23 protein-coding genes are annotated in these 23,730 nt (G+C 57.8%); 11 read left to right on the forward strand and 12 right to left on the reverse strand.

Annotated features, from left to right (window positions below):
* Positions 1-43: 43 nt before the first annotated feature.
* From BMZ32_RS08520 to BMZ32_RS08550, 7 genes are all read left to right on the forward strand, one after another.
* Entirely contained in the window at positions 44-1,402 is a 1,359-nt protein-coding gene (locus tag BMZ32_RS08520) for a glutamine synthetase family protein (protein WP_090241321.1), read from the forward strand.
* Positions 1,403-1,497: 95 nt separating this feature from the next.
* Positions 1,498-2,871, forward strand: coding sequence for an aspartate aminotransferase family protein (locus BMZ32_RS08525; RefSeq protein ID WP_090241322.1), 1,374 nt, complete (start codon positions 1,498-1,500; stop codon positions 2,869-2,871).
* A 157-nt stretch (positions 2,872-3,028) separates the two neighbouring features.
* Positions 3,029-4,126, forward strand: coding sequence for a polyamine ABC transporter substrate-binding protein (locus BMZ32_RS08530; RefSeq protein WP_090241324.1), 1,098 nt, complete (start codon positions 3,029-3,031; stop codon positions 4,124-4,126).
* Between the two features lie 68 nt (positions 4,127-4,194).
* On the forward strand, positions 4,195-5,286 hold the full coding sequence (locus BMZ32_RS08535) for a polyamine ABC transporter substrate-binding protein (protein WP_090241326.1): 1,092 nt from the start codon (positions 4,195-4,197) through the stop codon (positions 5,284-5,286).
* Positions 5,287-5,340: 54 nt separating this feature from the next.
* Positions 5,341-6,483: a polyamine ABC transporter ATP-binding protein gene (potA, locus tag BMZ32_RS08540; RefSeq protein WP_090241327.1), complete on the forward strand. Its 1,143-nt coding sequence runs from the start codon at positions 5,341-5,343 to the stop codon at positions 6,481-6,483.
* A gap of 26 nt (positions 6,484-6,509) precedes the next feature.
* On the forward strand, positions 6,510-7,391 hold the full coding sequence (locus BMZ32_RS08545) for an ABC transporter permease subunit (RefSeq protein ID WP_167376744.1): 882 nt from the start codon (positions 6,510-6,512) through the stop codon (positions 7,389-7,391).
* Positions 7,388-8,281, forward strand: coding sequence for an ABC transporter permease subunit (locus BMZ32_RS08550; RefSeq protein ID WP_090241331.1), 894 nt, complete (start codon positions 7,388-7,390; stop codon positions 8,279-8,281). Before BMZ32_RS08545 ends, BMZ32_RS08550 begins: the two co-directional genes overlap by 4 nt.
* A 143-nt stretch (positions 8,282-8,424) precedes the next feature.
* On the opposite strand, the gene BMZ32_RS08555 is transcribed toward BMZ32_RS08550, so the two are convergent.
* The 7 genes from BMZ32_RS08555 to BMZ32_RS08590 all read right to left on the reverse strand — a co-directional run bounded on the left by BMZ32_RS08555 (position 8,425) and on the right by BMZ32_RS08590 (position 14,654).
* The gene (locus BMZ32_RS08555; protein ID WP_090241332.1) at positions 8,425-8,676 is read right to left on the reverse strand and encodes a TIGR03643 family protein; all 252 of its coding nucleotides are present in this window, start codon (positions 8,674-8,676) and stop codon (positions 8,425-8,427) included.
* A 124-nt stretch (positions 8,677-8,800) separates the two neighbouring features.
* Positions 8,801-9,037 carry a hypothetical protein gene (locus BMZ32_RS08560; protein WP_090241334.1) on the reverse strand — a complete coding sequence of 79 codons (237 nt, stop codon included), beginning with the start codon at positions 9,035-9,037 and terminating at the stop codon, positions 8,801-8,803.
* Between the two features lie 72 nt (positions 9,038-9,109).
* On the reverse strand, positions 9,110-9,448 hold the full coding sequence (locus tag BMZ32_RS08565) for a hypothetical protein (RefSeq protein ID WP_090241335.1): 339 nt from the start codon (positions 9,446-9,448) through the stop codon (positions 9,110-9,112).
* A gap of 116 nt (positions 9,449-9,564) precedes the next feature.
* The gene (locus BMZ32_RS08570; RefSeq protein WP_090241337.1) at positions 9,565-9,807 is read right to left on the reverse strand and encodes a DUF6868 family protein; all 243 of its coding nucleotides are present in this window, start codon (positions 9,805-9,807) and stop codon (positions 9,565-9,567) included.
* Between the two features lie 143 nt (positions 9,808-9,950).
* Positions 9,951-10,283 (reverse strand): YegP family protein, encoded by a 333-nt coding sequence (locus tag BMZ32_RS08575; RefSeq protein WP_090241338.1) that lies wholly within the window; start codon positions 10,281-10,283, stop codon positions 9,951-9,953.
* 717 nt (positions 10,284-11,000) lie between these two features.
* Positions 11,001-11,816 (reverse strand): hypothetical protein, encoded by an 816-nt coding sequence (locus BMZ32_RS08585; protein ID WP_090241341.1) that lies wholly within the window; start codon positions 11,814-11,816, stop codon positions 11,001-11,003.
* A gap of 453 nt (positions 11,817-12,269) precedes the next feature.
* The gene (locus BMZ32_RS08590) at positions 12,270-14,654 is read right to left on the reverse strand and encodes a penicillin acylase family protein (protein ID WP_090241343.1); all 2,385 of its coding nucleotides are present in this window, start codon (positions 14,652-14,654) and stop codon (positions 12,270-12,272) included.
* Positions 14,655-14,762: 108 nt separating this feature from the next.
* Between BMZ32_RS08590 and BMZ32_RS08595 the strand changes: the two genes are divergently transcribed.
* Entirely contained in the window at positions 14,763-15,794 is a 1,032-nt protein-coding gene (locus tag BMZ32_RS08595; protein WP_090241345.1) for an AraC family transcriptional regulator, read from the forward strand.
* Here the strand turns inward: BMZ32_RS08595 and BMZ32_RS08600 are convergent.
* Both BMZ32_RS08600 and BMZ32_RS08605 read right to left on the reverse strand, forming a co-directional pair.
* Complete coding sequence (locus BMZ32_RS08600; protein WP_090241624.1) at positions 15,784-17,283, reverse strand: methyl-accepting chemotaxis protein; 1,500 nt, start codon at positions 17,281-17,283, stop codon at positions 15,784-15,786. The genes BMZ32_RS08595 and BMZ32_RS08600 overlap by 11 nt on opposite strands.
* 239 nt (positions 17,284-17,522) lie before the next feature.
* Positions 17,523-18,095, reverse strand: coding sequence for a DUF6436 domain-containing protein (locus tag BMZ32_RS08605; protein WP_090241346.1), 573 nt, complete (start codon positions 18,093-18,095; stop codon positions 17,523-17,525).
* A 121-nt stretch (positions 18,096-18,216) separates the two neighbouring features.
* Here BMZ32_RS08605 and bipL point away from each other — a divergent pair, with 121 nt between their 5' ends.
* Complete coding sequence (gene bipL / locus BMZ32_RS08610; RefSeq protein WP_090241348.1) at positions 18,217-19,149, forward strand: phospholipase BipL; 933 nt, start codon at positions 18,217-18,219, stop codon at positions 19,147-19,149.
* Here bipL and BMZ32_RS08615 read toward each other — a convergent pair.
* Entirely contained in the window at positions 19,146-19,913 is a 768-nt protein-coding gene (locus BMZ32_RS08615; RefSeq protein WP_090241349.1) for a DUF2059 domain-containing protein, read from the reverse strand. The genes bipL and BMZ32_RS08615 overlap by 4 nt on opposite strands.
* Before the next feature lie 122 nt (positions 19,914-20,035).
* Between BMZ32_RS08615 and BMZ32_RS08620 the strand changes: the two genes are divergently transcribed.
* Together BMZ32_RS08620 and BMZ32_RS08625 are read left to right on the forward strand one after the other, a co-directional pair.
* Positions 20,036-20,668, forward strand: a complete 633-nt coding sequence (locus BMZ32_RS08620) for a 2OG-Fe(II) oxygenase (protein ID WP_090241351.1) — start codon at positions 20,036-20,038, stop codon at positions 20,666-20,668.
* A gap of 21 nt (positions 20,669-20,689) precedes the next feature.
* Positions 20,690-21,175: a 2-thiouracil desulfurase family protein gene (locus BMZ32_RS08625; protein WP_090241352.1), complete on the forward strand. Its 486-nt coding sequence runs from the start codon at positions 20,690-20,692 to the stop codon at positions 21,173-21,175.
* On the opposite strand, the gene gltS is transcribed toward BMZ32_RS08625, so the two are convergent.
* Complete coding sequence (gene gltS, locus BMZ32_RS08630; protein WP_090241354.1) at positions 21,172-22,392, reverse strand: sodium/glutamate symporter; 1,221 nt, start codon at positions 22,390-22,392, stop codon at positions 21,172-21,174. The genes BMZ32_RS08625 and gltS overlap by 4 nt on opposite strands.
* A gap of 107 nt (positions 22,393-22,499) precedes the next feature.
* Positions 22,500-23,729, reverse strand: coding sequence for a phosphoglycerate dehydrogenase (gene serA, locus BMZ32_RS08635; protein ID WP_090241356.1), 1,230 nt, complete (start codon positions 23,727-23,729; stop codon positions 22,500-22,502).
* Between the last annotated feature and the right edge of the window lies 1 nt (position 23,730).

The following is a 23,730-nucleotide window of genomic DNA, read 5'->3' on the forward strand; positions in this document are numbered from 1 at the left end:
GCCGACGCTATATAAGTTGGCTCTCACTAACCCTGAGGTCTCTATGAGCACCAAATTAGACCAGCTTTCAAGCTGGTTGAAAGAACGCAAAATCACCGAAGTTGAATGCATGATCAGCGATCTTACCGGCATTGCCCGCGGTAAAATCTCGCCGACCAATAAGTTCCTCGACGAGAAGGGCATGCGCCTCCCCGAGAGCGTGCTGCTGCAGACCGTTACCGGCGACTACGTCGAGGACGACATCTATTACGACCTGCTCGACGAGGCGGACATCGACATGTTCTGCCGCCCCGATGAGAACGCGGCCTTCCTTATACCCTGGGCCCTCGAGCCGACGGCTATGGTGATCCACGACACCTTCGATAAGCAGGGCAATCCGATCGAGCTGTCACCGCGCAACATCCTCAAGAATATTCTCAAGCTGTATGCCGACAAGGGTTGGAAGCCGATCGTCGCGCCGGAGATGGAGTTCTATCTGACCAAGCGCTGCAGCGATCCAGACTTCCCGTTGGAAGCCCCGATGGGCCGTTCCGGGCGTCCTGAAGTGGGCCGTCAGTCGTTCTCTATCGATGCGGCTAACGAATTTGATCCGTTATTTGAAGACGTCTACGACTGGTGTGAAATCCAGGGGCTCGACCTCGACACGCTGATTCACGAAGACGGCCCTGCACAGATGGAAATCAACTTCCGTCATGGCGAGGCGCTGCATCTGGCTGACCAGATCACCGTATTCAAGCGCACCATGCGTGAAGCGTCGCTCAAGCACGATGTGGCCGCGACCTTTATGGCCAAGCCGATCACCGATCAGCCGGGCAGCGCGATGCACATTCACCAGAGTGTGGTGGACATCAAGACGGGCAAGAACCTGTTTTCGAATGCCGATGGCAGCATGAGCCAGCTGTTTATGAACCATATCGGCGGCCTGCAGAAGTACATCCCTGAGTTGTTGCCGCTGTTCGCGCCGAACGTCAATTCGTTCCGCCGCTTCCTGCCGGACACCTCGGCACCGGTGAACGTCGAGTGGGGCGAAGAGAACCGCACTGTCGGCCTACGCGTACCGGAAGCCACACCGCAGAACCGCCGCGTAGAAAACCGCCTGGCCGGTGCCGATGCCAACCCCTACTTGGTGCTCGCCGCGTCGCTGCTGTGCGGCTACATGGGCATGGTTGAAGACCTCAAGCCAAGTGCGCCAGTCAAAGGTCGCGCCTACGAGCGCCGTAATCTGCGACTGCCGATCACCATTGAGCATGCGCTTGAGCGGATGGAGGCCTGCAAGGCCGCCGAGAAGTACCTCGGCGAGAAGTTCATGCGTGGCTATGTCGCGGTCAAGCGCGCCGAGCACGAGAACTACAAGCGCGTCATCAGCTCCTGGGAACGTGAGTTCCTGCTGCTGTCGGTGTAACCATCAGGTGGCTGGCGCGGGTGATCCCGGCGTCAGCCACTGCCAAGTATTTTCCTGGGCTGCAATGTGCAGCTTATGTAATCCAAGGTGTTGTTATGAACAGTCAAGTGACCAACCCGAAAACTCGCGAGTGGCAGGCCATGAGCCGCGCACACCACCTCGCGCCGTTCAGCGATTTCAAACAGCTGGCAGAGAACGGGCCGCGCATTATCACCAAGGCTGACGGCGTATACCTGTGGGACAGCGAGGGCAACAAGATCCTCGATGCTATGGCCGGGCTTTGGTGTGTGGCGATTGGTTATGGTCGCAAAGAGCTGGCAGACGCCGCCGCCAAACAGATGCAAGAACTGCCCTACTACAACATGTTCTTCCAAACCGCCACGCCACCGGCGCTGGAGTTGGCCAAAGCGATTTCCGAGTTGACCCCGCCTGGCATGAACCACGTGTTCTTTACCGGCTCGGGCTCGGAAGGTAACGACACCATGCTGCGGATGGTGCGCCATTACTGGGCGGTCAAAGGTCAGCCGAACAAGAAAGTCATCATCAGTCGCATCAACGGTTATCACGGTTCTACCGTCGCCGGTGCGAGCCTGGGCGGTATGAAGTTTATGCACGAGCAGGGCGACCTGCCGATCCCAGGCATCGTGCACATCCCCCAGCCGTACTGGTTCGGTGAGGGCGGTGATATGAGCCCGGATGAATTTGGTATTTGGGCAGCTGATCAACTGGAGCAGAAAATCCTCGAAGTCGGCGAAGACAATGTTGCCGCCTTTATTGCCGAGCCAATCCAGGGCGCGGGCGGGGTGATCATTCCGCCAGACAGCTATTGGCCGCGCATCCGCGAAATTCTCGCCAAGTACGACATTCTGTTTGTCGCCGATGAAGTGATCTGTGGTTTCGGCCGTACCGGCGAGTGGTTCGGCAGCGATTATTACGGCAACACCCCGGACATGATGACCATCGCCAAGGGCCTGACCAGCGGCTACATCCCCATGGGCGGGCTGGTTGTGCGCGACGAAATCGTCGAGGTGCTTAACCAGGGTGGCGACTTCAACCACGGCTTCACTTATTCCGGGCACCCGGTGGCCGCTGCTGTGGCCCTGGAAAACCTGCGGATTCTGCGCGAAGAAATGATTGTTGAGCGCGTTAAAGCAGAAACGGCACCGTATTTGCAAAAGCGTTTACGTGAGTTGGCAGATCACCCGTTGGTGGGTGAAGTGCGCGGCGTTGGCATGTTGGGTGCCATTGAACTGGTGCAAGACAAGGCCAGCCGTAAACGTTTTGCGGGAGATGTCGGTGTGGGCATGATCTGCCGCGGTCACTGCTTTAATAATGGTCTGATCATGCGCGCCGTTGGCGACACCCTGATCATTTCGCCGCCGCTGGTGATCAGCCATGCGGAGATCGATGAATTACTGGAAAAGGCGCGTAAGTGCCTCGACCTGACTGCAGCAGAGGTGCTGGCTTAAGGGTTATATGCTTTGTTTTTCAATAGTTTAGGGCTGAATATTGAAACAGAGGAGTGACCTTGCCAGACTGCGCCAATGCGTGTGTCAGGCTCACCGGGAGGTGCTGCAGATGGCTGCGCACCTTGCGGAAACGACTACAACAACAGGAGCTGTACGCATGAAAATATTCGGCAAAACCCTTCTCGCGTTGTCCCTTACTGGGGCTGTGGTGAGTGCCGCCTACGCGGAAGACAAAGTCCTGCACATTTACAACTGGTCCGACTACATCGCAGAAGACACCATCGATAACTTCCAGAAGGAAACCGGCATCAAGGTCGTCTACGACGTCTTTGACAGCAACGAAACCTTGGAAGCCAAACTGTTGGCCGGTAGCTCCGGTTACGACATCGTGGTGCCGTCCAACCCGTTCTTGGCCAAGCAGATCAAGGCCGGCGTATACCAGAAGCTGGATATGTCGAAACTGCCGAACTGGAAAAACCTCGATAAAAGCCTGCTCAAGGCCTTGGACCCGAGCGATCCAGGTAACCAGTATTCGATTCCCTACATGTGGGGCACCATCGGCATCGGTTACAACGTCGACAAGGTCAAAGAAGCTCTGGGTGAGAACGCCCCGGTCAACTCTTGGGACCTAGTGTTTAATCCGGAAAACGTCGCCAAGCTCAAAGGCTGTGGCGTGACCTTCCTAGATTCGCCGACCGAAATCCTCCCTGCTGCACTCAACTACCTAGGCTTCAAGCCAGACAGCACCGAAAAAGCCGAGTTGAAGAAAGCCGAAGCACTGTTCCTCAAGGTCCGTCCGTCGATCTCCTACTTCCACAGCTCCAAGTACATTGGTGACCTGGCTAACGGCAACATCTGCGTTGCCATCGGCTATTCGGGTGACCTGTATCAGTCCAAGGCCCGTGCTGAAGACGCCAAAAACGGCGTAAATATTGCCTACAAAATCCCTAAAGAAGGCGCTGGTAGCTTTTTCGACATGTTGGCCATCCCGGCTGATGCGAAGAACACTGAAGAAGCCCACGTGTTCCTCAACTACCTGATGAAGCCTGAGGTGATGGCCAACATCACCAACTTCGTGCAGTTCCCGAATGGCAACGCCGCGGCAACGCCGCTAGTGGATGACGTGCTGCGCAACGACCCGGGTGTCTATCCGGACGCCGAAACCATGGCCAAGATTTACACCTTCCCGGATCTGCCGGCCAAGGTGCAGCGCACCATGACTCGCAGCTGGACCACGATCAAGTCAGGTCGTTAATGCCATAGCCCTATCGGTGTGCGGCGGCTTACCCCGCCGCATTCACCTACAACAATAAGGAAGCCACTATGCGTCGTACTCCTCTTCTGGCCGGTCTACTGGCCGCCGCCGTCAGCATCTCCGCCGCGCAAGCCGCCGAGTCTGTGGTCAAGATCTACAACTGGTCGGACTATATCGGCGAAACCACTTTGGACGATTTCCAGAAGGCTACTGGCATCAAAGCCCTGTACGACGTCTTCGACAGTAACGAAACCCTGGAAGGCAAACTGCTGGCGGGCCGTTCTGGCTACGACATCGTGGTGCCGTCCAACCATTTCCTCGGTAAGCAGATCAAGGCGGGCGCGTTCCAGAAGCTCGACCGCAGTCAGCTGCCGAACTGGGACAACCTCGATCCGCTGCTGCTCAAGCAGCTACAGAAGAACGATCCCGGTAACCAGTATTCAGTGCCTTACCTGTGGGGCACCAACGGTATCGGCTACAACGTAGCCAAGATCAAAGAAGTGTTGGGCGTCGACAAGATTGACTCCTGGGCCATGGTCTACGAGCCGGAGAACATGAAGAAACTTGCCGCTTGCGGCGTTAGCTTCCTCGACTCGGCCGACGAGATGATTCCCAGCGTGCTCAACTACATGGGCCTTGACCCCAACACCCGCAGCGCCGACGACTACGCCAAGGCTGAAGCCAAGCTGCTGGCCATTCGTCCTTACGTGCGTTACTTCCACAGCTCCAAGTACATCGGTGATCTCGCCAACGGCAACATCTGCGTAGCGGTCGGCTTCTCCGGTGACATTCTGCAAGCTGCTGACCGTGCTGAAGAAGCCGGCAAGGGCATCGAAATTGCCTACAGCATCCCGAAAGAAGGCGCCAACCTGTGGTTCGACATGCTGGCCATTCCGGCCGATGCCGGTAACCCGAAAGAGGCCCACGCCTTTATTAACTTCCTGCTGGACCCGGCCACCATTGCCGGCGTCAGTGATTACGTTGGTTACGCCAACCCCAATACCAAGGCGGGCGAGCTGATGGACCAAGACGTGCGCAACGATGAGTCGGTGTACCCACCGCAAGATGTTCTCGACAAGCTGTACATCTCGGCGGAACTGCCGGTGAAAGTACAACGCTTGATGACGCGCAGCTGGACCAAGATTAAGTCCGGCCAATAACTTTAAAACGCCCGGCCACATTGGCCGGACGCTACTTTTGCGGGAGTGTTGGGAATGGCAGTTGCTTCCAGTGCCTATAAGAAAGTCCTTGAAGGCGATCAGCAACCGAAAGAGGTGTTGGTCAAGATTGAGCGTGTGTCGAAGAAGTTTGATGAAACCCTGGCCGTTGACGACGTCACGCTGACCATCAACAAGGGCGAGATTTTTGCCCTACTCGGTGGCTCGGGTTCCGGCAAGTCAACCTTGCTGCGGATGCTCGCCGGCTTCGAGCGACCCACCGAAGGACGCATCTTTCTCGACGGTGAAGACATCACTGATCTGCCGCCCTACGAGCGGCCGATCAACATGATGTTCCAGTCTTACGCGCTCTTCCCGCACATGAGCGTGGCTGAGAACATCGCTTTTGGCCTCAAGCAAGACAAAATGCCCAAGGCCGAGATCAACGCCCGCGTTGAGGAAATGCTCAAACTGGTGCACATGAGCCAGTACGCCAAGCGCAAGCCGCATCAGCTTTCCGGCGGTCAGCGCCAGCGTGTGGCCCTGGCGCGCTCGCTGGCTAAGCGGCCCAAGCTGCTGCTGCTCGACGAGCCCATGGGCGCTCTGGATAAGAAGCTACGTTCACAGATGCAGCTTGAACTGGTCGAGATCATCGAGCGCGTCGGCGTAACCTGCGTCATGGTCACCCACGACCAGGAAGAGGCCATGACCATGGCCCAGCGTATCGCCATCATGCACCTCGGCTGGATCGCCCAGATCGGCAGCCCAGTCGACATCTACGAAACCCCGACCAGCCGCCTGGTTTGTGAGTTCATCGGTAACGTCAACCTGTTCGAAGGGCAAGTCGTCGAAGACGTAGAAGCCCATGCACTGATCGACAGCCCCGACCTTGAGCGCAACATCTACGTCGGCCACGGGGTCAATACCTCGGTGCAAGACAAGAGCATCACTTACGCCATTCGCCCGGAAAAAATGCGCTTCAGCACCGAGCAGCCGACCTGTGAATACAACTGGTCACGCGGCACCGTGCATGACATCGCCTACCTCGGCGGCCACTCGGTGTTTTATGTGCAGTTGCCGAGCGGCAAAATCGTCCAGTCATTTGTCGCCAACGCCGAACGGCGTGGTGCACGACCTACCTGGGACGATGAAGTCTACGTCTGGTGGGAGGACGACAGCGGGGTGACATTACGCTCATGAATATCAGCCGAAGCATCAGCCGCCGTATGCCCAAGGGCCGGCACCTGGTAATTGGGGTGCCCTTCCTCTGGCTGTTCCTGTTCTTCCTGCTGCCTTTCATCATTGTGATGAAAATCAGCTTTGCCGAAGCCGACGTCGCCATCCCGCCCTACACCGAGGTGTTCAGCTGGGTGGATAACACCTTCACCCTGATTGTTAACCTGAGTAACTACATCTTCCTCAGTGAAGATGCGCTGTACCTGGCAGCCTACCTAGGCTCATTGAAAATAGCCGCCATCAGCACGCTGCTCTGCCTATTGATTGGTTTTCCCATGGCCTATGCCATCGCGCGGGCCGACAAAGCCAAGCAGATGGTGCTGTTGCTGCTGATCATGATGCCGACCTGGACGGCCATCCTGATCCGCGTGTATGCCTGGATGGGCATTCTCAGCAACAACGGTCTGCTCAACAGCTTCCTTATGTGGCTGGGGGTGATCAGCGACCCGTTGCAGATCCTCAACACCAACCTGGCGGTGTACATCGGCATCGTTTACTCGTACCTGCCGTTTATGGTGCTGCCGCTGTTCGCCAACCTGGTCAAGCATGACCAAAGCTTGCTGGAAGCCGCCGCAGACTTGGGCTCGAGCACTTACAACAGCTTCTGGCGAATCACTGTGCCGCTGGCTAAGGGCGGCATCATCACCGGCTGCATGCTGGTGTTTATCCCGGTGGTCGGTGAGTTCGTGATTCCTGAACTGCTCGGTGGCCCGGAAACCCTGATGATCGGCAAGGTGCTGTGGCAAGAGTTCTTCAACAACCGCGATTGGCCGGTAGCGTCTGCCTTGGCCGTGGTGATGTTGGCGATCTTGATCATTCCCATCATCCTGTTTAACCGTCACCAAGCTAAAGAAATGGAGGGCCGGCCATGAAGCGTTTCAGTTTCTCCAACTTTATGTTGTGGGCGGGCTTTGCCTTTATCTACCTGCCGATGTTGATTCTGGTGATCTACTCGTTCAACGGTTCGCGACTGGTGACGGTCTGGGGCGGTTGGTCGATCAAGTGGTACGTCGGCTTGCTCGACAACACCCAGCTGATGAGTTCGGTAATGCGCTCGTTGGAAATCGCCTGCTACACCGCGATTGCCGCCGTCGCGCTCGGCACCATGGCCGCCTTTGTGCTGACCCGCGTGACCCGCTTCAAGGGCCGCACGTTGTTCGGTGGCTTGGTTACCGCACCGCTGGTGATGCCCGAGGTGATCACCGGTCTGTCGCTGTTGCTGCTGTTTGTAGCAATGGCCCAGCTGATCGGCTGGCCGGCTGAGCGCGGCATCATGACCATCTGGATCGCCCACACCACCTTCTGTTCGGCCTATGTGGCTGTGGTAGTGTCGTCGCGCTTACGTGAGTTGGACCTGTCCATCGAAGAAGCGGCCATGGATCTCGGTGCCAAGCCGTGGAAGGTGTTCTTCCTGATCACTATCCCGATGATTGCCCCGTCATTGGCAGCAGGCGCGATGATGTCCTTCGCCCTGTCGCTGGACGATCTGGTTCTTGCCAGCTTCGTCTCTGGTCCAGGCTCGACCACCTTGCCGATGGAAGTCTTCTCCGCTGTGCGACTGGGTGTGAAGCCGGAAATCAACGCCGTGGCCAGCTTGATTCTGTTGTCGGTGTCCTTCGCCACCTTCTTAGTGTGGTTCTTCGCCCACCGCGCCGAAGAAAAGCGCAAGAAGGCCCTGCAGGAAGCAATGGATGAAACCACCGGCGTTCACCAGCAAGACGGCCCCGACAACCGTCGCGACCCCTCGCAAGTGCATGCCTGATCGCACGGCGCGTTAAAACAAAAAGGGCCACATTCGTGGCCCTTTTTCTTATGGCACTCTACCGAGTGAGGCGTGTCGTAGCGCTGGCCGATACCGCCCACTCAAAGCCGTGACCTTGGCGCGATGCAGTATCGGCCGTGCGCCTAGCGCTGTTTGTACTGCGTGGGGCAATACCCTCGGCTAACCAGCGGGTCGCGCAACTGTAAATGCTTGGTCTGCCGACCACTGACCCGCTCGCGCCACAGCTTGAAGCTGCCCGGCTTGAGGCTGCGTCGCATCAGCGCAATCACCTCGCTCTCATTCAGGCCGAACTGTAAGTGAATAGCCTCAAACGGCGTTCGATCTTCCCAGGCCATCTCGATAACCCGCGATAACTCACTCTCTGAAAACACCATCCTGACCTCATCGCATGCTGATTAATCTGGCGCTGATACGGCGCCCATCATAAGAGGCTGGCCATAGGCTGTGAAAGGCTTTGTATTCGAGGCGGGGAACCGGCTTGTTGGGCAAGCGAGCCGCTTAAGGCAGCGGTCCCAGTTTGCGCAGCCACGCTGCCTTAGCCTGAATAGCAGCCCACAGCGCGTTGATGCCCAGCAGAGCAATCAGTAAACCCAGACCAATGCGCCAAGCGGGATCAACCACGCCGAAGCACAGCACGTAAAGACCCACACCCATCAAGAACAGGCCAAATACAGCCGAAGCCAGTCGGTACAACCTGTGCTTGTAGTAGGGCTTAGCCTCGTTGGGCTCAGTCATCATGTTGCCTTGTGCTTGTGTAAATAGCCGACGTTTACGCGCTAAAGAATGCTGTTTTTGAGCCAATACGGCCTAGTCATCTAGATGAAATTTATGCAGCAGCCTGTGCAGAATGGGAGCAATTACGATAGTGCTGGTCGCAATGTATACATAACCCGAAAAAATTCCGAAGAGACCGGTGAAGAGTTTTCCAGACGTAGACTCTGGGATAACCGATAAACCCAGCCCACTGGTCAAGGTAACGGAAGCCACCAACGCCGCGTCCAGCGCCATATTGTCAAAGTAAACATGCCCGGCAACCCCCAACACCAGCGTGATAACGACCAGTGCAAACGCGGCAAGCACATGCAGGCTCATGCGTCGGCGGAAGGCACTTTTGTCGATTAATGGGCTGCTTTTACTTTCGTACATATTAATTCCATAAAATTCACTGCTGTATTATCGGAGAAATACACGTGGCTCTAGTTTGCCTTAATTGGTGCAACAACGAGTTGTGCCGCTTATTAGGCATTGGTGCTGCGCCGGTATTACGCGGTGATTCTTAGTGCGATATAAGGCACCAGGTTAAACACAAGAAAAGTCAGTTTATAAAATGCGATGAACTGAAAGTACAAGTGCGGCAGCCGGGTTTCGGCAACACCCATAAGGCGGCTATGCATAGCCGAAATAGGCCCGCGGCCAAGCACCAGTATCAGTGAGGTGATGCACAGCACGGCGAAATTAATAACCGTGCACCAACCGAAAAATGCAGTGAGTTGAGCGAGTGACATCGAAGGAGCCTCCAGTGCGGACGTGCAAGCAATGCCTGGAGTTTAGGTCAAACGCCGGGCTTTAGCCCGTCTCGGCGGCGGCGGTAAAGCCGGACACTGCAGAGCATGCGCCGCAGTGTCCGGGGGGCTAGAGCGCCGATGGCTTATGTCAGGTCTTTGATTGTTTCAGACGTACCGTTATTTTTTACGGACTCAATGCCCTTATCACGAGACGCCGCAGTCGCATACATTTGGCTGGAACCAATGATCTGGTGGTTAGCTGCCTTTAAATTAAAGTACGACTTATTGTTTGCCGACTCTTTTCTATCGTAGCGCTCATCGGCCTGACAGTTCTTTTGTACCGAGGCAATGCCGTTCTCGGCGCTTGCTCTCGACTTATACAATTCGCTTGTGAGGATGGTCTCCGCATTGCCCGCCTTAAGCACAAAGCGGAACTGCCCGTCACTGCTATTCGACAATTCATACCAACCAGCCATATGTCTCTCCTTATTTAGATTGCTGATGTGCATGAAGAGTGTAGACGAAAGTCTAAGGCTGGGCGGCGGATAGCAATCATGATTTTCGTGATCGATGAACGCTTGGCCCCCGCTGTGCGAACTACAAAATGGCCAGGGCGGTAAAGCCCAAAACAGGCCGGATATACGAATGCAATCGCGCTGATGACAAGTGCAAAAACAAAGTGTTGCTCACTACTTGTGGGGAGAGTCCATATACATTTGTTAGAATTTTTATTCATAAATTTTAATTAGGGCGCTACGAATTGAAATTTTTGCTGTGTAGAACGAATAAGCATTTAGCGTAGCTGCAATAGCAAACATGAAAAATAGCCAAGCCCCTTCAAATTTTTCGAGCCCACCAAAAAACCAGACGCTTACGCATGGCAGAAGGTAGATTATGCTATTTAGAATGCCTACATCGAAATGAGCTTTAAGCCTCCAGTAGTCAGGCCATTCATGTAAAATTTTACTTGTGCGGTCATTAGGAAATGATTACGCCGACTCCATCTTTTAGAGTCCATCCACAAATGCTAATTGGAAATAGCATGGCCCATTTTAATGCATCTTCGTTTATGGGAGATTTAAGAAAATATCTTCCAAGATAGTCCCCGAACGCCATGTAGATAGCGCCACAAAAAATCAGAAATAGAAATTCATAACTAATGAAGATAATCCGCAAGTAATAGAGTGCTTTCATTAATGCTTCATATCCCTTTCATTTGAAACTTTATCAAGCTGATATTTAGCCTTTACAGCAAGCTCGTTGGGCTCTGGTTCCTTATCGTGGAGGAAGCTTTTCTGGGTGTCACTTGTTTTTATTACGACCTCATCGCCACTTTCAATACCGACTACCTTTCCTCGTCCATAGCCATCTGCAGCCATAAGAATTGCTGCATCACCGATTGCAGGTATTTCATCAGGTTCATAGTTCGGTGAGTCCATGATCCTATCCATAAGCTCAATTATTTTTGATTTTAGACCTCCTGGCTTAGATGTTTGCTCTTTGACTGCTATTTCTGATGCATTTCGACTAGCAATGTATTCATTTAGACTGCCCCACAACCTGCCAAACAAAGGGTTTGGCGGGTAAACAGTTGCCGAAAATTCAGTAAACTTACTAAGTTTTTTCAGCCGGCTAGTAAATGCTCGGTAGTCAGAGATAGGCTCAACATCGCAAGAAACCATAAAGCCGTCAAAGGCAGCCTCAATTACTGATTTAAATCGTCGAGGAAACACATCTTCTTGAATGCCATCCCATACATGCAAAAAAGCGATACCCGAGCACTCAGGTAAGTACACGAAGGGTGAGCTTGCCTCAAGAAGATTAGGCACGTCAGTGTTAATTTGTGACTTGCTAATTTCGTCAATAACTTTTGCGTGCCCGTCCTTTGCATACTTAGACAATTTTCCAAAAACATAAGGAAAACTTTCGCGCCTATTGTCTTCGATGTCAGTAATGGTCCAGTCAAACTTACCGATCGTTATGATGGGGGCGTTTGTGATCGCATTCATCAAATTTTCTTGATCAAGATTTATTTTAACGACTCGACCAAGATAATATCGACCTCTTCTCATATGATATCCCTATACTTTTTTTTAAAAATTCTAACTGTTAATTAGGCGGCACGTGTGTCGCGGTTTGTCGCGAAGCGTGTCGCATAAGCTTCCTTGCTGTCAGCTAAGCCCTTGTCCCGCTTTAGTTCGGTCGCAATAAACGCGACAACACTCAGGGAGAAACGCGACATGGAGTACGGCAAGCTTAAGTGGCTGGATCAAGTGCGCCAGCCAATTCGTGTACGAAGCTATGCCATCCACATTGAGGCTGTCTACGCCGAGTAGGCAAAGCGCTTTAGCTGTTATCACCGTTATCTGCATTTGGCAGCGATGGGGCGGCTGACGGTGAGGTGTGTGCAGCGGCGAGAAACCTAACTGTTTCTCGCCGCGAGAAGCACTACTGCATTGGGTTTAGTCCGCGCGTGGTTGCAGTACTAACTGGCTGCGGCTATTGGCTTTGATCGCCTCGGCATCGAGGTGCATGGGCACGTACTCGCCGCGCATATAGCGCTCGGCTTGGTCCTTGTAGTGGGCGTCGAACAGCACGCCACTTTGCCCGACCGGGTTGATGCCCAAGGCCTTGCTGGCGTCGGCCATATCGATCAGGCGGCGGGTTGAGGGGCCATAGACCACGGACCAGGGGGCCGGGCCGATGGGTTGCGAGAGGTTGTTCGGCGTTTCATGGCCGCCCGGAGCGGCGAAGGGGCCGACGTTGAACAGCTTATCCAGCGGCTGTTGCTGGCCCAGCGGGTGGCTGTGGGTGAGGGTGTGCACGTTACCCCAGTCCCACTTTGTCGAGTCATTACCCAAGGTGCTGCGCAGGTGGGCGAGGCTGGCTTGCCAGGCGGCCTTGACGGTATCGGCGCGGCTTTCCACGGCGTCGCTGCCGCGGTTATCCCACCACGGCGAGGTGGCTTCGGCGACTAGGCGCGGCAGGGCGCTGTCGAGTACGCGGGTTTGCAGCAGGTTGTTGAAGAAGGCCTCGCTTAACTCGTCAGCCATGGCTTCGCGGGTTAACTGGTAAACCAGTTGGTTGAACAGCGTAGCGGCCGTGGTGTCGAGGGTGTGCTGGCCATCCCAGCTCAGCAGTTGCTCGACCAGCGCTTGCTCTTCGGCATCGCTGGCGGCGGCGCGCAGGTCGTCGGCCAGCGGCGTGAACAGGCGTTGTGGGTAGCCGGTGCCGGGTTCTAGTTGCAGCGCCTGGCTGTTATTCAGGTCCCATTTCACGCTGTTATCGCTGAGCCGCTGATTCAGGCGTTGGCCGCGGTCGGGTAGGTTGTAGTAGCCGGGAATCGCCATGCCGGTGGGCGACACGGGCTGGTAGTTGGCCGAGACGATATAGCCGCGCGCTGGGTTTTCTTCCTGCGGGTTAGCGCTGAAGGGGTAGTAACCGTCCTTCTCGGCTTCGCCGCTGGCACCATCGAGGATAAAGCTCGGGTTAACTCCGGCCGGGCGGCGCGGCAGTTTCGCCGCCGCCCACCAGCCGATATCACCGCTGGCATTGGCCCAGACGATATTCAGACCCGGCGCTTCGATGTGCTCCACGGCGCTGCGCGCGGCATCCAGGCTGCTGGCGCGGTTGAGTTGGTAGAAGCCGTCGAGGATCGGGTTTTCGGTTTCGAGAAACGCCCACCACATGGCAATCGGTGTGCTGCCGGCGGTTTCGCCCAAGGCGCTGTTGATGATCGGGCCGTGCGGCGAGCGGCGAATGGTCAGGCTGACGGGTTCGGCATCCTTGACGGTGATCTGCTCTTCACGACTTTGCAGTTCGACCCACTGGCCGCGATACCACACCTGATTGGGGTTGGCCGGGTTGGTTTTTTCGGCGATCAGGTCGAGGTCGTCGTTCTGGAACATGGTGATGCTCCAGGCGAACTCACGGTTATGCCCCAGCGAGGCAACCGGGTTGAGCGCCTGGTGGTGGCCGTACAGGCTGAAACCGGGGTAGCTGAGGTTGGCTTCGTACCATACCGACGGTACGGCGAAGCGGATATGCGGGTCGCCGGCCAGCAGCGGTTTGCCGCTGGCGGTGCGGCTGCCGGCAACGGCCCAGGCGTTGCTGCCTTCGAATTGCGGCAGGCCGGCCTCTTCCAAGGCCGCGAGGCTCAGCTCGGCGATGGCGTTGAGATCCTGCCAGTCGCTGGCAGCGAGGTTCTGTCCAACGACGCCTTGCGGGTGCCAGTCGAGGTCGAAGACCTTGAGGTAATCCGCGCCTAGCCGGTCACGCACATGTGTCAGCACCGGCTCGGTGCGGAAGGCGGCAGCGAAGCTGTAAGCCATATAACCGGCGACGCTGAGGGTATCGGCGGTGGTGAAGGGGCGCTTGTCGATGCCCAGCACATCGAACTCAATCGGTGCCGGATGGTTGGCTTGGTACTGGTTGATGCCGTCTAGATAGGCTAACAGCGCTTTGCTGGCTGGGGCGTTCATGTCCATTTTCGCCGCGTAGCGGTCGGCATGTTGACGAATGCCCAGGGTGCGGAACAAGCGGTCGGTGTCGACTAGCTTGCTGCCGAGAATTTCCGCCAGCTCGCCTCGCGCCAGGCGGCGCAGGATTTCCATTTGAAACAGACGATCCTGCGCGTGCACATAACCCAGGGCGCGGTACATATCGGCCTCGTTTTGCGCTTGGATATGCGGTACGCCGCGTTCGTCGTAATCCACCGTGACTGCGGCCTGCAGGGCGCTCAGCTGCAACTCGCCGGTACGTTGCGGCTGCTTGCTGTCGAGGTACCAGTAAGCGCCGCCAGCAGTGGCGGCAACTATGATGGCCAGGGCAGTCAGGGTGCGTTTCATGGGGTCTTCCTTGTTATAAGTGTGCATGCATTGTGCGGGCTGGTGGCGGCGCAGGCATTGACCAAATACAGCAAGAGTGAAAGTCTTTGGTCAATTAACGGGAGTTATATGGCCGCCGATCCGCATAACAGCATTGCCAGCATGCTGACCCATTCCTCGACTCTGCGCCGTTTGCTCTATGAGGCGCTGGCGGCGCTGGGTCTGGACCCCACCGACACTTACCGGCAGGCCTATCAGGGCGTGGTACTCGCGCCGCCGCTGCTCAATGCCCGCGAAGACCATGACAATGCGCCGCGCTTCTGGCAGGCGCTGGAAGGCATCAGCGGTGATGTCGATATCGGTCTGCACCTGGGGGAAACCATGCAGCCGCGGCCAATGGATGTGGTCGGCTATCTGTTGTTAGCCAGCCGTGATCTGGGCCAGGCCTTGGAAAGCTTTCTGCGCTTTCAGCACATCCTCTCCGGCGGCTTTGCCGCGCGCCTGGAGCTGGAGGGGGAGCAGGCGAGGCTGATTTTTGACCTGAATTACCGGGGCGTCGGTTCGCTGCGCCAGCAGATGGAGTGCCTGGCGCTGTTGTTGCAGAAGATGCTCGCCAGCATCAACAATGACGGTAGTTTTCAGCCGTCTGGGGTGGATTTTCGTCACCCCGCGCCACGCCGGCAGAGTGAGCATCGGCGTTTGCTGGGCCTGCTGCCGCGCTTTGCTCAGGCCCATGATGCGCTGATATTCCCACGTGCCTGGCTGGGCCGGCCGTCACGCAGCGCCAACCCACGGCTGTTTGCGGTGTTGTGGGCACAGGCTGAAGTGGAGCTGGCCGAGCTGGAAGAAAACCAGCTGCTCAATCGCGTGCGTTACTGGTTGGATGCCAGCTTGGGCGTGCAATTGTGTGACTTGCCGCGCTGCGCTACCGCCCTCGGTTACAGCGTGGGCGGCCTGCAGCGGGCGCTGGCTGAGCAACAGCAGAGCTTTCGGCAACTGCACGATGAAGTGCGCCGCCTGCGCGCGCAAAGCCTGCTGGAGCAAGGGCTGGCCATCCGCGAAGTGGCCCGTGCCTGCGGCTTTGCTGAGTTGTCGCCGTTCTACCGCGCCTTTCGCCGCTGGCAGGGCGGCACGCCGCAGGGTTATCGCACTAGCGGCTAACGCGGAAACGCCGGCTCAGATTGTTCAAGCGCTCGGCTAATTTACTCAGTTGCTGGCCATCGTTATTTAGCTTTTGCGCATCGCTGAAGGTTTGCTCAGCCACCTGCTGCACGCTGTGCAGGTGCTGGCTGACTTCCGCGCTGGTCGCTGCTTGTTCGTGGGTGGCGGCGGCGATCAGCTCGTTCATTTGGGTGATGGCGTTGATGTCCTGCGCCACGGCGCCGAGCAGTTCGGCAGTGGCCTGGCTGTCTTGTACGCAACTGCGCACGCTGTCGCGGCTTTCTTGCATGGCGGCCGCTGCTTGACGGCTGCCTTGCTGCAGGCCGCTGATGATTTGTTGGATTTCAGCGGTGGACAGTGCGGTTTTCTGCGCCAGGTTGCGCACCTCGTCCGCCACGACGGCAAACCCCCGGCCATGCTCGCCCGCGCGTGCGGCTTCAATGGCGGCATTGAGGGCGAGCAGGTTGGTTTGATCCGCAATCGAGCGGATCACTTCCAGCACCTTGCCGATTTGCTCGGACTGAGCGGCCAGCGCCTGAACCTCGGATTCAGTCACGTCGATTTGTGTGGCCAGCTTGCCGATTTCACTGCGCACATGGTTAACCGAGCGGCTGCCCTCGGCCGCTTGCTGGTTGGCAGTTTGTGCAGCGGTTGCGGCGCCATCGGCATGCCCGGCCACTTCATCAATGGCGCTGCTCATCTGCAGCATGGCTGAGCTCATATAGATAATTTCACCTTGCTGCTGGTCTGCACCGGTGCGCAGTTGACCGGTGGCTTGCAGCAGGCTGTCACCCATTTGTTGCAGGCTTTGGGTGTCTTTGATCACTTCACCGACCAGCTCGTCGAGGGTGCCGAGAAAGTGGTTAAAGCCTTGGCTAACTTTACCCTGGGCGCTGCTTCTGTAACTGAGGTCGATCTGGTCGTCGTTCTCAGTGAGTTTTTCGGCAGCTTGCATCAGAGCCGCACCTTCGACAGCTTCTGCGTGGCTCTGCAGCGCCAGGTAGATCAGGATTGCGCTTTCTACCACGACGTACAGTGCATGCAGGAAGATGATCGGCCAGCTGCCGCTTGGCAGCACAAAAACGTCAACACCTTGTGCTTGTAGGGCGAAGAAACTCAGGTGGTGCACCGCAATCACCAACGCGGCGACCACAATCGGCAACCAGTCGCGGTAATACACCAGGACTGCCAGTAGCGCGAAGATACCGAAGTGCATTTCCAGCATGCCGCCGGCCTGGTTGATGTGCAGTGCCGACATCACCATAAAGGCCGCACCCATCACGCATCGCAACAGACGTTGGCCGCTGATGAGCTGGTTAAGCACGCTCACCACCACTGCCGTGCCGCCACCCACCAACAGCGCTTGGCCCCAGGTGCCATGCCAGGCCGCAAGACCGAGCGAGAAGAGGACCATCAGCCAGATCACACCCAGCATGATGCGATCCGCTTTGCGGTAGTGCTGTTGCAGGGGGGAAAGGCTAGTAGGCATGGCGAGGGACCCGAAAAGTTGCGTTGCAGTCATGGTGAGTGTGGCAACCATCCTTGGTGAGCTGCTCAAATTAGCCGCTAAGTTGTACATAATAGTATCTTTGTACAACTTATGTTGAGAAATTGCTAGCTCCGAGCTGAGCGCGTCGGCGCCCGTCACAATTACTGTATCGGCACGCTGAGTCTAGGCATGAACACCGATCTGCGCGGACTAACTCGGCGCGCTAAAACCTGCAGCTGTCAGTCGGCCTGCCAGTCGCAGAAACAGCCCACCGCCAAGGTGTTGCTGGCGTTTACTGGGCGCCCTGCGATCAAGGCATCGAGAATGGGTTCGATAAAACTGTTGCTGGAGGTGCAGGTGGCGCCTTCGCTGTAGGGGCCAAAGTAGGCCAGCTGGCCGCTACGGTCCCAGACGGCCACCGCCGGGCTGGCCGGAATCTGACTACTGCCGGGCAACGCACTGAGCGGTTGCAGGGCGCTCAGGGTGCTCGGCAGTTGGCCCGTGCTGCCGGGCTTCTGTACGGCATAAAAGCTTACGCCTTGCGAGCCAAAACGCGCGGTCAAGTCGGCCAGGTGCTGCTGGTTGCCGATGTTGCATGGGCAGGCGGGATCCCAGAAATGCACCAGGCGAATCGGCCCCGGGCCGGCCAGGTCGTCAGGCAAGCGCAACTGTTCACCGTAGAACAATGCGGTCTGCTCGCTGAAGCTGCGCAGGTAGCGCGCTTCGTACCACCAGTAAGCGGCGAGCATGGCGCCGGCCCAAAGCACAATCAGCAGGCTGGCGAGTAGGGTGTTGCGCGTGGGTAGGGTCATGAGCAGTCTTCGTTAAACCGGTACGCAGCTTGCCACGGCTGGCGCGACAGCAGAATATCCGCAATCGGTTAAAGCCGGCCCGGACGCCCTGTGAACGTCCCGTATTATTAATGGAAGCCTTATGCCAGAGCCGTTTCAACCGCAAAGCCTGATTGCCAGTCTGCGACCCTTGGCCGCAGCGCTTTCGCTGTCGCCAGCGGAGCAGGCGTATCGGCAGTTCTATGGGTTTAGCGATGCGCTGGCCGCACGCAGCCGTATGGGCTGGCTGCAGGCAGGGGGGTATCAGATTGCCGTGCAGGTTTGGTGGCCAGAGCAGCCGCGCGCCACTTTGGTATTGCAGCACGGTTATTACGACCATGTTGGCTTGTATCGGCATGTGATCGAGTGGGCGCTGGCTCAGGGCTTTGCCGTGCTGGCCTGCGACCTGCCGGGGCATGGTTTATCCAGTGGCGCGCGTGCCAGCATCGGTGATTTTTCTGAGTACCAGACGATGTTGCGCGCGCTGCTGGCCGAAGCCGCTGTGTTGGACTTACCAACGCCCTGGCACCTGTGTGGGCAAAGCACCGGCGGGGCGATCCTTATCGATTATCTGTTGACCGGTGAGCCTGTCGCCCAGGTTGGCGAAACCATTCTCTTAGCCCCGTTGGTGCGGCCTCGCGCCTGGGGTTGGTCGCAGCTCAGCTACCGAGTGATGCGCCATTTCGTCAGCGAGATTCCCCGGCGTTTCAGCGTCAATTCCAGCGATGCGGCTTTTATCGAGTTCGTTCATCACCACGACCCGCTGCAGCCGCGTAGTCTGCCGACTGCCTGGATCGGTGCGCTGAGCCGCTGGGTGCCGCACATCGAGACGGCGCCGCGCAGTGCGCGTAGCCCGTTGATCATTCAGGGGGAAGCGGACATGACCGTGGCCTGGCAGCACAATCTCAAGGTGTTGCAGGACAAGTTCGCCGCGCCGCAGATTTTGCATTTGCCCGAGGCTGGGCATCACCTAGCCAATGAAGCGCCGGCCTTGCGCCAGCGCTATTTCGACTGGCTTAGCCAGCGGCTTGGTTAGATCCCGCTGGGGGCTGGGGCCAGGTTGGCGCTGCTCTGGCCAACGGCTAAGCCGCTGCGGATGGCCGCCAGGGCTGCCTGGTAGTAGGTCTTGCCGGCATCTGACTGGGCAAAGCTGACAAATTCCTCCAACTCGGCATCACTCAGCTCACGGTAAACGTGCAGCAAGGTGTTATCCAGGTCTGCGCCTATCTGCTCCATCAAACGCTGGCGCTGACCACTGAGCAGGGCTTGCGTGCTGTCGCCACCGAGCAGGCCGGGAAGCATCTGGCTCAGGCTATCGGCGGCTACGCCGGCGAGTGCCAGGCTGACTTCGGCACCGGCTTCCTTAGCTGGCAGGGCTTGGGCTAAATGACGAATCTGTAGGCGCCGGGTGGCGCTGGCGTCACTGCGCGGCAGGCCGTTGGCGAAGCGCGCCAGTTGGTCGCTGCGGGTGGCGAGCAATTCGGCATCGACAATCTTACGGCCCACGGGTGACTGGAAAAACTGCAACGCGGCGGCTGGTTGCTCAAGGCTATTACGCAGGCCTTGTTGCGCGCGTTGATCCACGGCAGCGGCGGCAAAGCGTTGGTTGCTGTTATTCACCAGCGCTTGATGTACCGCCGGCGGCAGGCTGTTGCGATAGCGCTCCTGAGCGGCTTGCAAGGCATCGCTGAAGTGCATGCGCTGCTGCGGCCAGCCGGCCGCCTGATAGAGCTGCAGGTAATCATCGGCCAGGGCGGGTAGGCTTAGCAGCAGGGTTAGAACAACGGCAAGGGCGCGCATAGTGACTCCATTCGTGGGGCGGCTATTTTCAGTGTGCAGTAAGCACTTGTCGAGGTCAGTCAGCGGCCTGCTAGAATCGCAAACCTGTATCTAGGCAGGTACTCATTCCTTCGGGGCGATCATTGAACACCTGCTCATTTAACGACCTCAACGCCCGCGTGGCGTGCATTATTGATGACTTGGCCGAACAGGGCTGGTCGCTGCAAACACACTTCATTGCCCCCACTCTGACCCTTGAACTGGCCGAAGAGTGCCGTAAGCGTGCAGCCGCCGGTTTATTGGTGCAGGCCGGCGTCGGTCGTAGCGCCCTGGCGGTGATCAGCGAAGGGCTGCGCGGCGACCATATTCAGTGGTTGGATGCTGGGCAAAACGCCGCGTGCGATCAATACCTAGCGGTTATGGATGCGGTGCGTCAGGCGCTCAATCAGGCGCTGTATCTGGGCCTGGAGGATTTCGAAAGCCACTTTGCCTTGTACCCGCCCGGCGCCTATTACAAAAAACATCTGGATCGTTTTCGTGATGATGACCGCCGCGCTGTGTCGGTGGTGTTTTATCTCAATGAGGATTGGCGGGCTGAGGAGGGCGGTGCGTTGCGCCTGCACCTAGCCGATGGCAGCTGCCGTGATGTATTGCCGCACGCAGGCAGTCTGCTGGTGTTCCTTTCGGCAGACATGCCCCATGAGGTATTGCCTGCGACCCGTGAACGTCTATCGCTGACCGGTTGGTTGCGCCGGCGCGGTGCGGCACCTTTTTAGCCGGCTGAATGTGAGTGAGCAATGCAGAAAGTTCTCGTAAGCCGCTGCCTGTTGGGCCAGCGCGTGCGTTATGACGGCGGCGCCCATGGCCCTTTTGTCCTGCTTGAGCGCTGGCAGCATGAAGGGCGGGTGGTGGCGCTGTGTCCGGAAGTGGCTGGAGGTTTGCCGACCCCGCGCGCACCGGCGGAAATCCGCGGCGGCCAGGGTGCCCACGTGCTTGATGGCCTGTTGCCGGTGCTGACGGTGGAGGGTGAAGACGTGACGACCGCGTTTGTTGCTGGGGCCGAACAGGCGCTGGCTTTGGTCGCGCAGCACGGCATCCGTTTCGCCCTGCTCAAGGCGCGCAGCCCGTCGTGCGGTAATAAAGAGAACTACGACGGCAGTTTCAGCGGCACCCGAGTCGCCGGTGAGGGGGTGACGGCTGCCGCTCTGCGTCGCGTGGGCGTGCAGGTATTCAATGAGGATCAGCTGGATGAGCTGGACACTGTTCTGGCAGCGCTGGATTAGCCTGCCCCGGTCAACCAGTTCAGCCCCAGCAGCAACTGCACCAGGCCTGCATTGGCGATGTCGATAAAGAAGGCGCCCAGCAGCGGAATGACCAGGTAGGCCTTGGGGCTGGGACCGAAACGGTTGGTTAGGGCGTTCATATTGGCGATGCCCACTGGCGTGGCGCCCAGGCCCATGCCGATAAAGCCGGCGCTGATGCAGGCGGCGTCGTAGTTGCGCCCCAGCAGGGGAAACACCAGCCAGATGCTGAACAGCGCGATGACCAGCGCCTGCATCAGCATCACCAGGCTGATCAGGCCCAATGCGCCTTGCAGCGACAGCAGGGGCAGGCTGATCAGGCTCATGCCAAGAAACAGCTGCAGGCTCAAGTCGCCCACCAGTTGAATCGGTCGTGCATCCAGTTTGACCCGACACAGCTCCAGGCCATTGCTCAGCACGATGCCCAGAAACATCGCCGTGAGGAACGCCGGCAGGCGCATGCCCCGCCCAGACAGCCAGTCGTAAACACTGGCGCCCAATGCAAAGCACAGCGCGATCAGCAGCACGGCGGTGAGCAGGCTGTTGAGTTCGATCAGGTAGGTGGTCTGCTGGTTGATCGTGACGCGCGGCAGCTCGGGGTCGGTGCGATTGGGCTCCAGTTGGTGGCGGCGGATCAGGTAGGCAGCCACCGGCCCGCCGACCAAGCCGCCGCTAATGAGTCCGGCGGTGGCGAAGGTCATGCCCAGGGTGCTGGCATTAGCCAGGCCGAAGTGTTCCTCAAACATCTGGCCCCAGGTAATGGCGGTGCCATGGCCCCCGGCCAGGGAGATGCTGCCGCCGATCAGACCATACAGCGGGCTTTCGCCGGCGAGCAGTGCCAGGGCGACACCGGTGAGGTTCTGGAAGATCAGAAACAGCACGGCCAGGCCGAGCATGATGGCCAGGGCTTTGCCGCCATCGAGCATTTGCCGCAGCTTGGCCGACAGGCCAATGGTGCTGAAAAAGGCAATCAGTAGCAGGTCACGCAGTTCTAGGTCGAAACGAATCTGCCAGCCACTGAACACCTCGCTCAGTGCCACTATCGCGCTGATCGGCAGGCCGCCGGTGACGGCCGGAGGAATGCTATAGCGGTTGAGAAAATCGATGCGTCGGTTGATCTGGTAACCCAGCCACAGGGCCACAATGGCCAGCGCCAGCGTAGTGGCTGTGTTGATCAGCAGGAGTGGTGAGCTATCCATAAACCAGAGGCAGTCGGGGGTAAGTGGCCGACCACGAGGTTAGCAGGCTGATACGGCTGGCACAAAAAAGGGAAGCCGAGGCTTCCCTTTTTTCGTTGTCGCGGGGCTTAGAACAGCACGCGGCTACGAATGGTGCCTTTAACGTGTTGCAGCTTCTCCAGCGCCAGGTCGGAGTACTCGGCGTCGACGTCGATCACCACGTAGCCCACTTTGGCATTGGTCTGCAGGAACTGACCGGAGATGTTGATGCCGTTCTCGGCGAACACGCTGTTGATCTCGCTCATCACGCCCGGGATGTTGGCGTGGATGTGCAGCAGGCGGTGCTTGCCCGGATGCGCCGGCAGGGCCACTTCAGGGAAGTTGACCGAGGACACCGAGGTACCGTTATCGCTGTACTTGACCAGTTTCTCGGCCACTTCCAGGCCGATGTTGGCCTGTGCTTCGGCGGTCGAACCGCCGATATGCGGGGTCAGGATCACGCGATCCAGGCCGCGCAGCGGGCTCTCGAACTCTTCGTCGTTAGACTTGGGCTCGACTGGGAACACGTCGATGGCAGCGCCGATTAGGTGTTCGTCTTTGATCGCCTCGGCCAAGGCTTCCAGCACCACCACGGTGCCGCGTGCGGCGTTGATCAGGATGCCGCCCTTTTTGATGGCGCGGATTTCTTTCTCGCCAATCATCCACTTGGTGCTGTCGATCTCTGGCACGTGCAAGGAGACGATATCGCTCATGCCCAGCAGCTCGGTGAGGCTGCCGATCTGCGTGGCGTTACCCAGTGGCAGTTTGGTCAGCGGGTCGTAGAAAAACACCTGCATGCCCAGGGACTCGGCGAGTACTGACAGTTGCGTGCCGATGGAGCCATAACCGACGATACCCAGCTTTTTACCGCGGATTTCGAAGGAGTTGGCCGCCGATTTGATCCAGCCGCCACGGTGGCAGGAAGCGTTCTTCTCGGGGATACCGCGCAGCAGCAGGATGGCCTGGGCCAGCACCAGTTCGGCGACCGAACGGGTATTGGAGTAGGGCGCGTTGAACACCGCGATACCGCGCTCACGGGCGGCATCCAGGTTGACTTGGTTGGTGCCGATGCAGAAGCAACCTACGGCGACCAGGCGCTTGGCGCAGTCGAAGACTTCTTCAGTTAACTGAGTGCGCGAACGGATACCGATAAAATGCGCGTCGGCGATCTTTTCTTTCAGCTCGTCGTCGGAGAGTGCGCCCTTGAGGTACTCGATGTTGGTGTAACCAGCGGCCTGCAGGGTGTCCACTGCATTTTGATGGACGCCTTCAAGAAGAAGGAACTTGATCTTGCTCTTGTCGAGAGAGGTCTTGCTCATC

It is taken from the genome of Pseudomonas guineae, from assembly GCF_900113745.1.
In the GTDB taxonomy this organism is placed as follows: Bacteria; Pseudomonadota; Gammaproteobacteria; order Pseudomonadales; family Pseudomonadaceae; genus Aquipseudomonas; species Aquipseudomonas guineae.